Source organism: Petrotoga sp. Shatin.DS.tank11.9.2.9.3 (assembly GCF_003665005.1).
In the GTDB taxonomy this organism is placed as follows: Bacteria; Thermotogota; Thermotogae; order Petrotogales; family Petrotogaceae; genus Petrotoga; species Petrotoga mobilis.
Map to the genome: position 1 here is coordinate 19,244 of NZ_JGVT01000001.1, position 14,869 is coordinate 34,112.

Annotated in this window: 13 protein-coding genes and 1 tRNA gene; 7 read left to right on the forward strand and 7 right to left on the reverse strand. The window is 34.0% G+C overall.

The genetic code is table 11. The features are described from left to right. Positions 1–87: 87 nt before the first annotated feature. The gene (locus BZ25_RS00070; RefSeq protein WP_121515296.1) at positions 88–1,152 is read right to left on the reverse strand and encodes an ERCC4 domain-containing protein; all 1,065 of its coding nucleotides are present in this window, start codon (positions 1,150–1,152) and stop codon (positions 88–90) included. A gap of 281 nt (positions 1,153–1,433) precedes the next feature. On the opposite strand from BZ25_RS00070, the gene BZ25_RS00075 reads away from it, so the two are divergent. Together BZ25_RS00075 and BZ25_RS00080 are read left to right on the forward strand one after the other, a co-directional pair. Beyond that, positions 1,434–2,672 (forward strand): MFS transporter, encoded by a 1,239-nt coding sequence (locus BZ25_RS00075; RefSeq protein WP_121515297.1) that lies wholly within the window; start codon positions 1,434–1,436, stop codon positions 2,670–2,672. A gap of 48 nt (positions 2,673–2,720) precedes the next feature. After that, a tRNA-Pro gene (locus tag BZ25_RS00080) sits at positions 2,721–2,796 on the forward strand. A gap of 35 nt (positions 2,797–2,831) precedes the next feature. On the opposite strand, the gene BZ25_RS00085 is transcribed toward BZ25_RS00080, so the two are convergent. The 6 genes from BZ25_RS00085 to BZ25_RS00110 form a co-directional block, all read right to left on the reverse strand. After that, positions 2,832–3,440, reverse strand: coding sequence for an isochorismatase family protein (locus BZ25_RS00085; RefSeq protein ID WP_121515298.1), 609 nt, complete (start codon positions 3,438–3,440; stop codon positions 2,832–2,834). A gap of 679 nt (positions 3,441–4,119) precedes the next feature. Further along, a complete protein-coding gene (locus BZ25_RS00090; protein ID WP_121567156.1) occupies positions 4,120–4,890 on the reverse strand; it encodes a YdcF family protein in 771 nt (256 codons plus the stop codon). Beyond that, entirely contained in the window at positions 4,871–5,284 is a 414-nt protein-coding gene (locus tag BZ25_RS10600) for a prepilin peptidase (RefSeq protein WP_121567157.1), read from the reverse strand. The genes BZ25_RS00090 and BZ25_RS10600 overlap by 20 nt, the downstream gene beginning before the upstream one ends. A 60-nt stretch (positions 5,285–5,344) precedes the next feature. Continuing rightward, positions 5,345–6,421 (reverse strand): tetratricopeptide repeat protein, encoded by a 1,077-nt coding sequence (locus BZ25_RS00100; RefSeq protein WP_012209341.1) that lies wholly within the window; start codon positions 6,419–6,421, stop codon positions 5,345–5,347. Between the two features lie 161 nt (positions 6,422–6,582). Then, positions 6,583–7,023, reverse strand: coding sequence for an Hsp20/alpha crystallin family protein (locus tag BZ25_RS00105; RefSeq protein WP_103065871.1), 441 nt, complete (start codon positions 7,021–7,023; stop codon positions 6,583–6,585). A gap of 171 nt (positions 7,024–7,194) precedes the next feature. Beyond that, complete coding sequence (locus BZ25_RS00110; protein ID WP_121567158.1) at positions 7,195–7,881, reverse strand: CPBP family intramembrane glutamic endopeptidase; 687 nt, start codon at positions 7,879–7,881, stop codon at positions 7,195–7,197. A gap of 293 nt (positions 7,882–8,174) precedes the next feature. On the opposite strand from BZ25_RS00110, the gene BZ25_RS00115 reads away from it, so the two are divergent. The 5 genes from BZ25_RS00115 to BZ25_RS00135 all read left to right on the forward strand — a co-directional run bounded on the left by BZ25_RS00115 (position 8,175) and on the right by BZ25_RS00135 (position 14,587). Then, complete coding sequence (locus BZ25_RS00115) at positions 8,175–9,464, forward strand: SLC13 family permease (protein WP_121515301.1); 1,290 nt, start codon at positions 8,175–8,177, stop codon at positions 9,462–9,464. Between the two features lie 40 nt (positions 9,465–9,504). Next, the gene (locus BZ25_RS00120; protein WP_121515302.1) at positions 9,505–10,794 is read left to right on the forward strand and encodes an SLC13 family permease; all 1,290 of its coding nucleotides are present in this window, start codon (positions 9,505–9,507) and stop codon (positions 10,792–10,794) included. 256 nt (positions 10,795–11,050) lie between these two features. Then, complete coding sequence (locus tag BZ25_RS00125; RefSeq protein WP_121567159.1) at positions 11,051–12,208, forward strand: amidohydrolase; 1,158 nt, start codon at positions 11,051–11,053, stop codon at positions 12,206–12,208. Between the two features lie 145 nt (positions 12,209–12,353). Continuing rightward, positions 12,354–13,403 (forward strand): L-threonine 3-dehydrogenase, encoded by a 1,050-nt coding sequence (tdh, locus tag BZ25_RS00130; RefSeq protein ID WP_121515304.1) that lies wholly within the window; start codon positions 12,354–12,356, stop codon positions 13,401–13,403. A 2-nt stretch (positions 13,404–13,405) separates the two neighbouring features. Next, positions 13,406–14,587 (forward strand): glycine C-acetyltransferase, encoded by a 1,182-nt coding sequence (locus BZ25_RS00135; protein ID WP_121515305.1) that lies wholly within the window; start codon positions 13,406–13,408, stop codon positions 14,585–14,587. Positions 14,588–14,869: the final 282 nt, after the last annotated feature.

A 14,869-nucleotide genomic window follows, 5' to 3' on the forward strand; every position in this document is an offset into this window, starting at 1 on the left:
GTTTCCTCCTCGTATTTTAATAATATTTGAATACAAAATCGCCTGTTTTTAGACCTCTGTTTAGCCTCTTTGCAATAACATCCTGATCTATGTTTTTTTCCACACACTTTTTTTGCCTTTACCAAAATTTTCTATATAACCTTCTTCTCTGAGATCACTCAATACCTTTCTGATCTTAGTGTCAGAAGTCAATGGGAATTTTTTTCTAAGTTCATCTATAGTGAAAGTATCCTCACCATTTTCAAGTAGTTCTCTTCTTATATCGTAGTATATACCCCCGGTAAAATCTTTTTTAGTTTCATATTTAGCTGCCACTTCTGAAACTATTGTTGGGATGTTATCTTTTTCATGTGACATGACAGCTTGAAAGAACCGTAAAGTCCATTCATTTGCCAATTTCCTATTTCCAGCAAATATTATTTGAAACCCTGGATGATAAGCAAAAATCTCTGCTAAAACTTTAGACAAATAGGATGGTTTGTACACCTTGAGTTTACTTGGATTCAAAAAATCGGAGTAATTTGCTTCAACAACGAAAGCAGAATGCTTGTACTTAGCCAATTCACCAAGCTTCATGTGTAAAAGAGGCAAATTCCCAATGTCTCCAATAAAATTGGTAAAGGTTTTTCTTTCAGCAACCGCTATTATTCCGCTTTCACTTAATAAGGCATAATCGCCGGCTTTGAGCTGGGCTCTTTCAACGTTACAATTGGGGAACTTCCATGGATATCTTTCATTTATGTCGATCAATATATGAAGATGATGATCGCCTTTTGCGGTTAATTTAACTTTAGGGCGATGTTCTTTTAGCCCTTGTTCTGTTCTCCAAAATATCTGTTCGTATTCTCCTTCTTTACTTTTATACTTCTTTTTCAAAAAGAGAAAGTCGCATCTTTTGTTTTGCGCTCTGTCAAGAACTACGGACAACCTTTTTCCGTAACGATTTAACGATATAATCGGAACTCTTTCAATCTCTTGGTAATTGCTCGATGGATTTTCTGTATCCCTCACGCAAAAGATATGCTTACCAGCACCTGGCCATTTGTCCTGGACGAATAGTGATAATATTATGCTTTCTCCTTTTCTGATAGTTACCCTGTAAGGGAATCTGTATTTTTCCGTTGATTCAAGTACCCATAACAAAGAACCCATCGTGTATTCACCTTTTTTGAAAAATAGAAAACAATTCATATTTCTTTCTATGTCTAATTTTATAATATTTTTTAGTTTTTACAAAATCGATTTTCTTTTTATTGAATAATATCTTCTCTAAATAGATAACTCCCAAAGTAGAATGCGGGAGTTATTTTTTTAAGCAAATTACTCAGATACTTTAAAAATTTTAATAAAGTACTTGACTTTTTTAAAGTGATTTGTTATAATATTTGTAGAATTTTTATTATTACATTCAAAATCTTAAAGGGGGAGATAAAATGTCAAAATCAACTGGCGGGTTACAACTTTTAATAAAAAACCGTGATTTTCTACTTCTGTTCTTCGGTAGGCTAGTATCCAGTGTCGGATCTGCTATTTTTATTATAGCTATTCTTTGGTCAGCCGCAGCTGAGATAGGCGGGGTGGGTGCAGTTAGTACTGTTTTAAGTACTATAGCTGTTACGAATATTATTTTTTCTCCTTTTGCAGGTGTTTGGGCAGATAGATGGAAAAAGAAAAATATTCTTGTGATAACAGATTTAATCAGTGGCGGAATCCTTATTTTACTGGGTATTTTCTTTGGGACATATTTCTATCAAATTTGGGTATTGATAATAACCATTTTTGGATTACAGATCTGTGGTACTTTATTTGGTCCTGCGTTGTTGTCGTTAATCCCGATTATGATAAACGATAATGAGCTTTCTCAAGCTAATGCCATGATTTCAATGACAGATAGACTTTCTCAACTTATTGGGATGGCTATTGGTGGTGTGATTGTGTCTTTAGTGGGAATAAAATGGGCAATTTTAATCGATGGGATGACTTTTATTTTCTCGGCAGTCTCTGAAATGTTCATAAAAGCGGAAGAAAAAGGCAGAAAAGAAGAGGAAGCTGAAAAAAATGGGATGATTTTTTCAGATATAAAAGAAGGTTTCAAAGTGATATGGTCCAATGTTCAACTTAAAGGGTTAATAACCTTAGAGACATTAGATGATTTTTTTGGAACCACGATATTCGTTTTCCTACCTGTATTGGCTAGTGAAATACTGAAAGTAGGTCCTGGTGAGTATGGAATTATGCAAACAATGTTGGGAGCAGGATCTTTTATTTCCGCACTTGTTCTATCATCAATTAAAGAGATAAAAATGAAGTACCTGGCACTGATGCTATCCTCAGTTTTGGCAGGAGTATTTTTGGCTTCTCTTGGTATAGTTAACAACTATATTTACGTATTGATTGCTTTGTTGATGTTAGGTGTTATGACTGAGATAGGAAATATTAATGAAAATCTTTTGATTCAAAGAATTACCCCTGAAAACACAAGGGGAAGAGTTTTTGCGTTGCGATCAACGATAGATAATTCACTGAGACCTTTTTCTTATGCTTTTGCAGGGATAATGGCAACATTTTTTTCATTGAAAAGTTTGTTCTTTGTGTTTGGAATAATAACTAGCATACTTGGAATATTTTATCTATTGATACCTTATCAATTGAAAAAGAGGAATGTTTCCTAAAAATTTGACGATCTTTCGAAAATATGATATAATTTTTCTGAAGTAAACCGGAGCGTAGCGCAGTTGGTAGCGCGTCAGCATGGGGTGTTGAAGGTCGCTGGTTCAAATCCAGTCGCTCCGACCAAAAAATACGGGGTTGTTCCCCGTATTTTTTTAAATCTAAATTATTATTCTACCAAATTTTTCTTCTACGATTTCTTTAATATGCTTTTTGTTGACAGCTTTTATATATTGGCTTATTGGGAATACCTTATATCCTCGTTTTAACGCATCTTCTATCGTTGCTATGACGCATACGTCTCCTGCTAAGCCTAAAACTAATAAATTTTCTATCTTATGCTTTCTCAGAAGTTCGTCTAATTCTGATTCAATTCTTCTTTCAATATCTTTGTAAAATGCTGAATAGCTATCCCCATCTATTTCTATACCTTTTTTTATAACGAAATCGTAAGTATTTATAAATAGTTGGTTCCCATAAGTACCTTTTATGCAGTGAGGAGGCCATTTTTCAAAAGAGATGTGATTTTCAGGGTGATCATCCATACTGGCAAAAATCTTAAAATCCTTCTCTTTGATTAAAGTCAAAAATTCGTTTACCTGATCTATCCACTCTTCATTTGTTCCAGCTACTGGAAGTTCATTAGGACATCTTTCGGTAAATCCGTTTTGACAATCAACACATAATATTGCTGTGTTTGAAGGAGATAATTTCAATATGTTTACTATATAATTGGTAAAATCGTAAGGTGTTTTGTTGTTTTCCAACATTTTTTAGCCTCCTTTGAAAGTTTGTTATATAGCGCCCCTTCGCCCCGCAGCCCGCCCATTTTTAGGAAGGGACCTGCGGTCCCTTAAACTGGCAGGGGGAGGGCTTCGCCCTGTGACCCTTTTTAAAACCATTTTTTTGATTAATTGTTTGCTTAGTTTTCTTCTAAGTCGTGTTTAGTCTTTGTGAGCACCCCTTCGCCCCTCTCCCAGACGTTAAGGGGCAAGTCCCTTAAAAACCCCAAGTTCAAAATCAAAGTTTATTTTAAAAAAGCTTTTTGCGCAAGACTGCAAAAGGGCAAGCTCCTTAAAAACCCCAAAACCTAATTTTGTTTAATAAAAGTTTTTTGCACAGAACAGCAAAAGGGCTCCGCCCTATAACCCTTTAAAAATCAAAATCTTGTTTCTAATATTTAATAAAGGCCCTGTACCTTGCTCTCTGTCCTTCTAAGAAAGGGACCTGCGGTCCCTTAGACCCGAGCGTTAAGGGGCAAGCCCCTTAAAAACCCCAAATTCGCGTAACATCATTTGCTTCGCAAATGAGAATATGGAAATTGTTTCTAAAGCATTATAAAAACGTTTTGCACAAGACTGCAAAAGGGCTTCGCCCTGAACCCTTTTAAAATTGAAATCTTTTTGAAAACGCAGCCCGCCCCCTTCTTTGGCCGGCTTGGTCTAACTTTTACCCACTAATTTTAAATTTGACTAATCCCAAATATTCATGCCATGCAGACGAAGCTGCTTCTAAGGATCCCATATCCGGCAAGAAATCATACCATTTCAGTTCTTCTCGCGAAATTTTATAATCCGTGGGAACGGGGACAATATCTATGTTTGTGTAACTTTCGAAATAATTCATAGCTCTTGTTAAATGAGTTGCGCTGGTCACTAAATATATTCTTTGTACTTGATTGTCTTCCAATAGTTTAAGAGTAAATTCCGCATTTTGTTTTGTGTTTTTAGCAAGTGGTTCTACTAAAATATCTGTTGGTTTGACTCCCATTTTTAGCAATTCTTCTTCCATTATTTGAGCTTCTGGTATCTCTGTGCCTAGGAGTTTCCCGCCAGTTACAACAATAGGAAACTGTAATTTTTTGTAAAGTAAGAAACCTTCATATACCCTTTTCATAGCGCTATCAGATAACTCTCCGGATCCTTCCCTTGGAGTTTCGGGAATTATTCCCCCTCCAAGTACAACTATTACCCCTTTTTCTTGAGTATCATCCAACTGAGAAACATCCACAGAAGGATATCTATTTTCCAATGGTAAAACCATTATTTTTGCAAACCATCCAGAAGAAAATACATAGATTACAATGCAAACTGTTAAAAGAGGAATAGATAATTTTTTCCTTCTTATTAGAAAGATTATTAAAAATATTATGCAGAGTGAGATAAAAATACCTGGAATTTCTATAAAAGCTGTAAAAATATCATAGAATATAACAAGCACCCCTAAAAATATATAAAATAAATGTGCTCAACATTACATAAAATCCTAATGGAATCTTGGTGACTTTCTTTTTTGTGTTCGACAAAATAATTAGGATTATGCTGATAATTATTACGGGTAATATATAAATACCAATAAGAAGAGAAAGGGCTGATAGAAACTTCACGTCTCCAAAACCCATTTTCCCATTTCGCCAATAATAAAAGGTGATTAAAAAGGTAATGATAGTAAAAATAAGATTAAAGTAATCAAAGTTTAGTAAAGCAATTGTCAAAATAACTACTATTCCTAGATCAGGAATGATAAAGGTGAAATAATCATATAACCCTATGTATAAAAGGCTATTAGCAAAAAACAAATTTTGCCAGTTTAAAGACGTGAGTATGACAAACATATTTACAACTATATAAGATAAGATGATAATTAGGACCTTTTTATTCTTTCTCAGTTTTTTTTACACCTTTTCTATTACTTCCATTTCCTCTTTGGTTAAATTTTTGTTCAGAATTTCTTCAAGTCCATAGATGTACCACATGTACTTATCTTTTATTTCTTGGTATATACTTTTGGCTTCTTCGAATTTCTTAACCTTTAAGTAGGGGATAACCAATAACAATTTAAAGTGTTCATTTTCTTTATCTTGGTCTATATATTTTTCTAAGAAGTTTTGAACTTCTTTATATTTACCGTTTTCAAACATTACTTTAGCCCAAACTTCTATGTCGGTTGAATATTCAGGTGTTGTATTGAGAATTTCCTCTTTGAGTTCATTGGCTTCTGTAGTTCTTGATAATTTCTCATAAATAGTGGATAACTCATACTTACCCAAAACGCTGTTGGGGAATCTATTTAGGAATTTTTCTAGAATGTGGGCGGCTTTTTCATAATCCCCTTTTTGCATGTAAGCATCGGCAATCATGAAGTAAGTTACATAATTGTTGGGTGAAAGTTCTATTTCTTTTTTCCAAATTTCAGCTGCTTTTTCGTATTCGCCTAAATTAAAGTATAGTTCACCTAATTCTGATAAAGCAGCTATATTCCAAGGGTCTAATTTAACAGCTTTTTCTAGATACTCTTCCCCCTCTTCCATTTCGCCTTTTTCTACTAAAACTGAGCCCATTAATTCGTAGGCTGGAGCGAAACTTGGATCAATTTTGAGTATAAAATCTACGACGTCTTTCACGAACTCAAAGTTCTTTTTATCTGCTTCCAATAAGACGGTATCGAATAGTCCATTCAAAGATATATGTACTAGGTCGGAGTAATTGATTTGGAACTCGGAAAAATAAGCCAAAAATTCGGAAAGGACGAAAGGATAAATCACAAAGTTGGAGGTTAAACCGGGTAAGTGTTCAACAAGTTTTTCGATTTTCTTTGCTTCTTCAATAAATTTTGAGTTGTTTTTTAAGTCAGCCTTCATTAACTCAAAATCTCCTTCGTACAAGAACTCACAAAGCAAGATTGGAAAAGGGGTTAAATCAGTTATTTCAATCTCTTCTTCTCCAATGTTAAACTTTACTATATGCTCCATGGGTATCTCCTCCTCTTTCAGTTGGATGTTGTTGCTTATATTTTTTATTATACCATAATTAAGAATTATTAAGAAAATTTATTTACAATAAGTTGCATTTAAGATTATTGAAATAATTAAAAAAAGCAGGCTTGCGCCTGCCTTCTTAATTATTGTCAGTTTTATTCAATTTTGATCTCTTTTCCTTCACCTTTAGCTGTCTCAACTTTTGGTATAGTTAGTTTCAAAACTCCATTTTCATATTCAGCTTTAATTTTGTCTTTGTCAATGTACTCTGGTAGTCTTATAGTTCGTTCAATTCTACCAAAGTATCTTTCTCTCCTATACACATTTCCTCTTCTTACTTCTTCGGATTCTTTCTTTTCTGCGGATATGGTTAATAGATCGTTGTTTAATTGAACTTTTATATCTTTTTTGTTTAAACCAGGTAATTCACATTCTACGACGTAATCATCGTCAGTTTCATATACATCCATCTCACCACGAGAGGTCGTTCCAAAAGGCAAAGATCTAAAGAAATCTTCAAACTCTCTATTGAAGAAATCAAATGGAGATAACAAGTCTTCTCTGTCATCCCTGTCGTCTCTTCTTCTTTCTAACATTTATCACCGCCTCCCTTTTCACTGTTTATTATTTTCACTAAAATTATATATCAAAAAAATCTTTTGTGTCAAGAGAGGCTTTAAAAAAGGTTATGATTGTTTTTAATTGACAATAAAAGCTTTATATTAATACTAAATTTAAATATAATAAAAATTTTAATCACTTGTTATCTATAAGTGATAATTATTTAGGGATCGCTTCTTTAAAATAATTAAATAAGTTAGAGTTAGTCCGTCTGAGAGGGTATGTATTATTATGGGATAAATCAAGCTATTTGAAATTTGAAAGGTGTATCCCAAAATCGATCCCATTATGATCCTTCCTGGTAAAAGACCTATAAATTGTTTTATACTTTCTCTGCCAAAGAAGAGATTGTTTAAATGGGCAAAAACAAAAAGTACTGTTGCTATGATCGTTGCATATTCAATAGAAAAAATTGAACCGGGTAAAAAAAATCTTAAATTACCTTGGATAAATCCTCTATAAAATAATTCTTCGGCAGGGCCTACAACCAACCAAACATGTAATAACATAATTTTGTTATTTTGAAAACTTCCGTAGGGAATCTTCATGAGATCAGAAAGACTCATTTTTCTCATACTAAATAAAGATCCTACTATTAAAATTAAAGAAATTAGAAGCATAAACAGTCCTTTTTTAAAATTTCCTATTTGAAATCCAGCCTGTTGGAAGTTTATTGGTGAAAGATAGATAAGAAAGATTGAAATAGCAATACTGAAGATTCCTAAAATAAAATTTCCTAAATAAATACCTTTTCTTTTTAGAAAAAATCGACCTATTGCATATATTAGTAAATAGTAGATAACAACTAAGATGATAAATCTAATAAAGAGCATATATTCACCAACCTTTGTGTTAGCGCCCCTTCGCCCCGCTCCCCACCCTTCTAAGGAAAGGGACCTTCGGTCCCTTAGACCCGGCTCCGCACTTTAAATGTCTGTATCTTTAATTTAATTATACAATATTAGGATGCTTAATTTTAATCAATATGATTAACCGATGCAATAAGAATTAAAAGGAAATATTGATTTATTTGACTTTGTCTTTTTTTTAAACTATAATTAGTTTGGGATATTGAATCCTTTAAAAACATTTGTAAAAAAGAATGGTTCCGTTTCGGAGGAATTATATGTCAATATATGCTTTAACATCCTTAATAGTCTTCATAATAGTTGTTGTAGGAATGGTTTTTCAGAAAATAGATAGAACGCTTATTGCAATGTTGGGGGCTATTTTTCTATTAGGAGTAGGTGTATTCCCTAATCAAATTGGTGCAATAAAAGATTACGTGGATTATAACACCCTCTTGTTACTGCTTGGAATGATGGTGTTTGTGGAGACTTTAAGAAAGACAGGTATATTTACCTTTTTAGGCATTTCTATGTTAAAATTGTTTGGGAATAATACCTACACTTTATTCATTTCTCTAATTTTTTTGGTTGCTTTATTTTCTGGATTTATTGACAACGTTACGACTATTTTAGTTTTTATACCAATGACTTTCGCCATTACGGATTCTTTAAACATTAATTATCTACCTTTTGTTTTAGGAGAAATTTTCGCATCAAATATTGGAGGTATGGCAACAATAATTGGTGATCCTCCTAATATTATGATTGCTTCTGCGGCAGGTTATTCTTTCTCAGAGTTCGCTCTTATTATGTATCCGGTTACATTGATCAATTTAGTATTCGCCATTCTCTTATTGATATATTTCTTCAAGGAAGATTTATCCGTTAAAATAGACAAAGAAGCGATTAAAAACTTTGATGTATCTCATATTGTAGAAAACAAAAAGGAATTCATTTTGTCTATACTTTTGTTTGGAGCGGTTATCGTAGCTTTTGCTTTACAACATGAGCTAAATTTAGAAAGTTCAACCGTTGCCTTAGCTGCTGGCTTTTTCTCGTTATTTATTCTTAGACCAAAGGATTTGAAAGATACATTATCTAAAGTTGAATGGGAAAATATTTTGTTTTTCTTTGCTTTATTTTTAATTGCCGGTGCACTTGAAGAAACGGGTATCATTAGCGCTTTTTCTAATATACTGGTCGATTTTGCTGGCAACTCTTTACTTATATTTAGTCTTTCTATTCTAACAATTTCTTCTTTCTTTACTGGTTTCTTAAATAATGTTCCTTTAGTGGCTGCAATGATACCTGTCATTGAAAAATTATCTATTTCTGAATCTTCCATATTTAGTAATCTTGACCCCATTTGGTATTCGTTATCATTGGGGGCTTGCTTGGGAGGGAACTTAACTCCAATAGCCGCTTCAGCGAACGTTATAGCGTTAGGTCTTTTAACCCAATTTAAAGGGAAAACAATTTCTTTTTGGGAGTTTTCTAAATACGGTTTGATAATATTATTAGGGAATATAGTAATTTCTGGAATATATGTAAATTTCATTTTTTTCTAATGACAGTAAAAATAATAACATCAGGAGGAACCTTCTATTTATGTCACCAAGTGAACTAGTAACCCTTATAGTATTCGCTGTAGTACTGTTTTTTATCATCACCCACAAAATTAACAGAACCATTGTTGCCATGTTAGGAGCTTCGGTGCTTATTATATTCGGAGTTTTTCCGGACGAAATTGAAGCCATAAGAAATTATATCGATTTCAACACCCTTCTTTTACTGCTCGGGATGATGTTATTTGTAAGCGTTATTCGTAGAACTGGCCTTTTTTCATATGTAGGTATTAAGACTTTGAAAATATTTGGGCATAACGGATACATGTTGTTTATTTCCTTAACTTTTTTGGTTGCATTAATTTCAGGTTTCATTGATAATGTTACTACGATACTTGTTTTTATACCTATTACCTTTGCTATAACGGATTCTTTAAAAATCAATTATTTCCCTTATGTTTTAGGGGAAATTTTTGCATCGAACATTGGAGGTATGGCAACCATCATTGGTGATCCACCCAATATTATGATAGCTTCAGCTGCAGGATTTTCTTTTTCAGAATTTGCTTTAGTTATGTATCCAATAGTATTAGTAAATCTGTTGTTCATGGATATGCTTTTTATATTCATTTTTAAAAAAGATCTTCAAATCAAATTCGATAAAGAGAGTATAAAAAGTTTTGATACTTCCCACTTGATCGAAGATAAAAAAAGTTTTTTCCTTTCTATAATTCTTTTTGTAAGTGTAATAATCGCTTTTTCTACTCAACACTTTTTAGGTGTAGAAAGTTCTACTATTGCCATAATAGCAGGGTTTTTCTCTTTACTAATACTAGCACCAAATCAGGTGAGGGATACTTTAAACGAAGTTGAATGGGAAAGCCTTTTGTTCTTTTTTGGTTTATTTCTTATCACAGGAGCGATGGAAGAAACAGGATTGATAGCTAATTTATCCAATGTCATGGTAAAAGTTGCTGGAGATTCGGTAAAATCTTTCTCTATGTTTATTTTACCTGTTGCTAGCGTAATTTCCGGATTTATTGATAATATCCCTTTTACAGCGACTATGATTCCAGTTGTTCAACATTTACAAGTTGTTCAGCCTGTTATTTTTAGTGATTTGAGTCCAGTATGGTATTCTCTTGCGATGGGTGCATGTTTAGGTGGAAATGCAACTTCCATCGGTGCATCCGCTAATATAATTGGACTCGCTATGTTAACCCAGTTTAAGAATAAAACTATCTTGTTCAAAGATTTTGCTAAATACGGATTTTTACTTGTATTAGGAAATATAGTTATCTCAGAAATTTATTTATTATTATTGTTTTTTTAGAAACTTTTGGTGGATTATAGGGTGGGGAGCGGGGCAAGGGGCGCTAACAAAGACTAAACACGACTTACAAGAAAACTAAGCAAACAATTAATCCAAAAAAATGGTTTTAAAAAGGGTCACAGGGCGGAGCCCTCCCCCTGCCAGTTTAAGGGACCGCAGGTCCCTTCCTTAGAAGGGTGGGGAGCGGGGCAAAGGGGCGCTATAAATAAAGATTCTTAAGACAGTAGTCAACAATACTAAAAGGGGGAATACTTTTATGAAAACACTTTTATTGAAAAATGGATACATTTATCCTATTTCCAGGGAACCTTTTGTCGGAGATATTTTGATAGAAGATGGCATAATCAAGCAAATAGGCGAAGATCTGCAGGTTAAAGCAGAAGAGGTAATAGATGCAACAAATAAGTATATCCTACCAGGATTTATCGATGCACATTCCCATATTGGTTTGTTTGAAGAAGGTGTTGGAGCCTCTTACCAAGACGGAAATGAAGCGACGGACCCTGTTACACCACAAGTTAGGGCGATTGATGCCTTTTATCCCGAAGACGCTGCTATAAAAAGAGCTCTATCTGGGGGGGTTACAACGGTGATGATAGTGCCAGGTAGTGCAAACCCCATTGGAGGTCAGGGGGCTATATTGAAGTTAAATTCTCAAATAACCGATGAAGCTATTTTAAGAGAACCTGCTGGCCTTAAAATGGCTTTGGGTGAAAATCCTAAAAGAGTATATGGTTCTTACAACAAAACTCCATCTACTAGGCTAGGAAATGCTGCAGTAATAAGAGATTATTTTACTAAAGTTAGAAATTATATTGAAAAGAAGAAATCTGCAGAAAAAGAAGGGAAAGCTTTTACTGAGACAGACATCAAATTTGAAATTGGCGAGAAAGTTCTAAATAAGCAAATTCCAGCAAGGATTCATGCCCACAGGAAAGACGATATTTTAACTGCGATAAGGTTATCTGAAGAATTTGGGTTTGACCTGGTTATTGAACACGCAACAGAGGCTTATAAAATCCCTGATTTTATTAAAGAAAAAAATATTCCATTGATTTTGGGACCTCTACTAGGTTTTAGAACAAAACTGGAAACAAGGGATATGCGTTTTGAGTCGATAAAAATAATTAATGAGAAGGGAATCTTAGCTGCGTTGATGTCAGATCATCCAGTAACTCATTTAGAACACGCTTCAATACAAGCAGCTACTGCTTTAAGATATGGCGCCAAAGAAGAAGACTTGCTAAAAATGTTAACAATAAATCCAGCTAAAATTCTAAAGATAGAAGAACGTTTAGGAACGATTGATGAAAACAAGGATGCGGATTTGGTGTTGTGGAGTGGTCATCCTTTTGACCCCAGAAGCGTTGTTGAAAAGACATTGATAAACGGAACTGTGGTTTATGAATTATAAAATTACTTGCTAATATTGTGCTAATTGACGATAATCACCCATTATTGTCTATTTTTGCCTATAAACTACTCTCCTGAAGATTGAAAAAAATTTCATATTGAGTTAAACTATATATAGTAGTTATTTTTTAAGGAGAGTGAAAAAAATGAAGGCTATAGTAAAATCCAAACCTGGAAAAGGGTTATCCTTAGTGGAAGTAGAGGAACCTACTTTACAGTCCCCACACGATGTAAAGATTAAGATCTTGAAAGTATCAATATGCGGGACCGATGTGCATATTTACGAATGGAATGATTGGGCAAAGGACCGAATTAAGCATTTCCCCCAAATCGATGGCCATGAATTTGTTGGAAGGGTAATCGATGTTGGAAATGAAGTTAAAAACGTTAAATCTGGAGATTTAGTCGTTTCAGACAGTCATATTCCTTGTGGTTATTGTCATCAGTGTAGAACAGGTAACATGCATGTATGCCAGAATTTAAAGATCTTAGGAGTAGATAGAGATGGCGTTTTTTCTGAATACGCCGTTCTACCAGATACAGTTTTAATAAAAATTGACGAAAGCATACCTTTAAAATATGCGTCTGTAATGGAACCTTTGGGAAATGCTATTTTTACAACAAATGCAGCCGATCTTAGAGGTAAAGTAGTTTTAATTGCCGGAGCGGGACCTATTGGCGCTATGGCGATAGAAATAGCTAAATTATCCGGAGCGGCTTATATTGTGGTGAGTGAACCTTCTGATTACCGGATCAATATGGCAAAATCTTTAGGGGCCGATTTAGTAATAAATCCAAAGGAGAGGTCGGTAGTTGAAGAAGTATTAAAAATAACCTCTGGATTGGGAGCAGATGTTTTTCTTGAGATGTCGGGAAATGAAAACGCTCTGAATGATGGTATAAAATCGTTAAAAAGCACAGGAGTGGCATCCATCTTAGGGGTTTATCCTGAAAGCAAGGTAAAGTTCGAAATGAATACCGCAGTTTTTAAAAATCTTACTATTCATACGATTACGGGAAGAAAGATGTTTGAAACGTGGTATACTGCTTTAAACTGGCTGAAGTACCATAAATTGGATTTAAGTAAGATCGTTACCCATGAATTTGACTTTGAAAATTTTGAAGAGGCTTTTGAATTGATGGCCAGTGGGAAAAGCGGTAAGATTGTTTTAAACGTTACAAAAGAGGAGGTTTGATTATGGATTTTTATGAACAATTGAAAGAAGAACTGAAAAAGCTCGATGATTCTGGTTTACTTATCACCATAAGAACTCTTGAAAGTGCACAAGGCGCTTGGATCAATATTAATGATAAAAAGGTTTTAAATATGTGTTCTAACAATTATTTGGGTTTGGCAAACAACGAAAGGCTGAAAGAAGCTGCTATTAATGCAATTAAAAGGTGGGGTGTAGGTCCAGGAGCAGTTAGAACAATAGCTGGGACTATGAAGATTCACGAAGAATTAGAAGAAAAGTTAGCGGAATTCAAAAAAGTAGAAGCCACTCTAGTAGTTCAGTCTGGATTCAACGCAAATCAAGCAGTTATTCCTACTATAACAAACGAAGAAGATGGTATTTTATCAGATGAACTTAATCACGCGAGTATAATAGATGGCGTTAGGCTGTCAAAGGCAAAAAGATACATTTGGAAACATAAAGACTTAAACTCTTTGGAAGAGCAACTGGTTAAAGCTCAAAAAGATAATTGTAGAAGAAAATTAATTATAACTGACGGTGTTTTTAGTATGGATGGAGATATTGCGCCCCTTCCAGGAATTGTGGAACTAGCTAAAAAATATGATGCCCTAGTAATGGTGGACGATGCACATGGAGAAGGAGTGCTAGGAGAAAACGGTAGGGGAATAGCGGATCATTTCAATTTGACGGATGAAGTGGATATAGAAATTGGAACTTTATCGAAAGCCTTTGGAGTTGTGGGTGGATTCATCGCAGGTAAAAAGGTATTAATCGATTATTTAAAACAACAAGCAAGACCATTTCTATTTTCTAGCTCTTTGTCTCCAGCAGAAACAGCTGCAGCTTTAGAAGCAACGAAAACACTTCATGAATCTAACGAATTAGTAAAAAAACTTTGGGATAACGCCAAATATTTTCAAGGTAAGATAAAAGAAATGGGTTATGATATTGGAGTTACCGAAACCCCTATAACCCCGGTTATGATCTATGATGAAAAGAAAACAAAAGAATTTAGCTTAAAACTATATGAAGAAGGTATTTTTGCCTCTAGCATAGTTTACCCCACCGTTCCAAAAGGGAAAGCAAGAATAAGGGTAATGATAAGTGCTTTACATAGTAAAGAAGACTTAGACTATGCTTTAAGCAAATTTGAAAAAATAGGTAAAAGTTTTGGTATTCTATAAATTGTTGTGTAATTTTTAAATTTTTATGATATAATAAGTAAGAAAATGTTTTTTGTAATTTTCATTCTAGGTGGGGAGCGTTTGCTGCAGTATGCAAACCATGTTTTTTTGCAGCTCTGTGCAAAATGGTTCTTTATAATGCTTTAGAAACAATTTCCAAATTCTCATTTGCGAAGCTTTTGCTGTTTTATGCAAAAAGCCTTTTCATAATGCTTTAGAAGTAACATCCTAATTCTCATTTGCGTAGCAAATGACGTATCATGTTGCAGATCTATGCAAAAA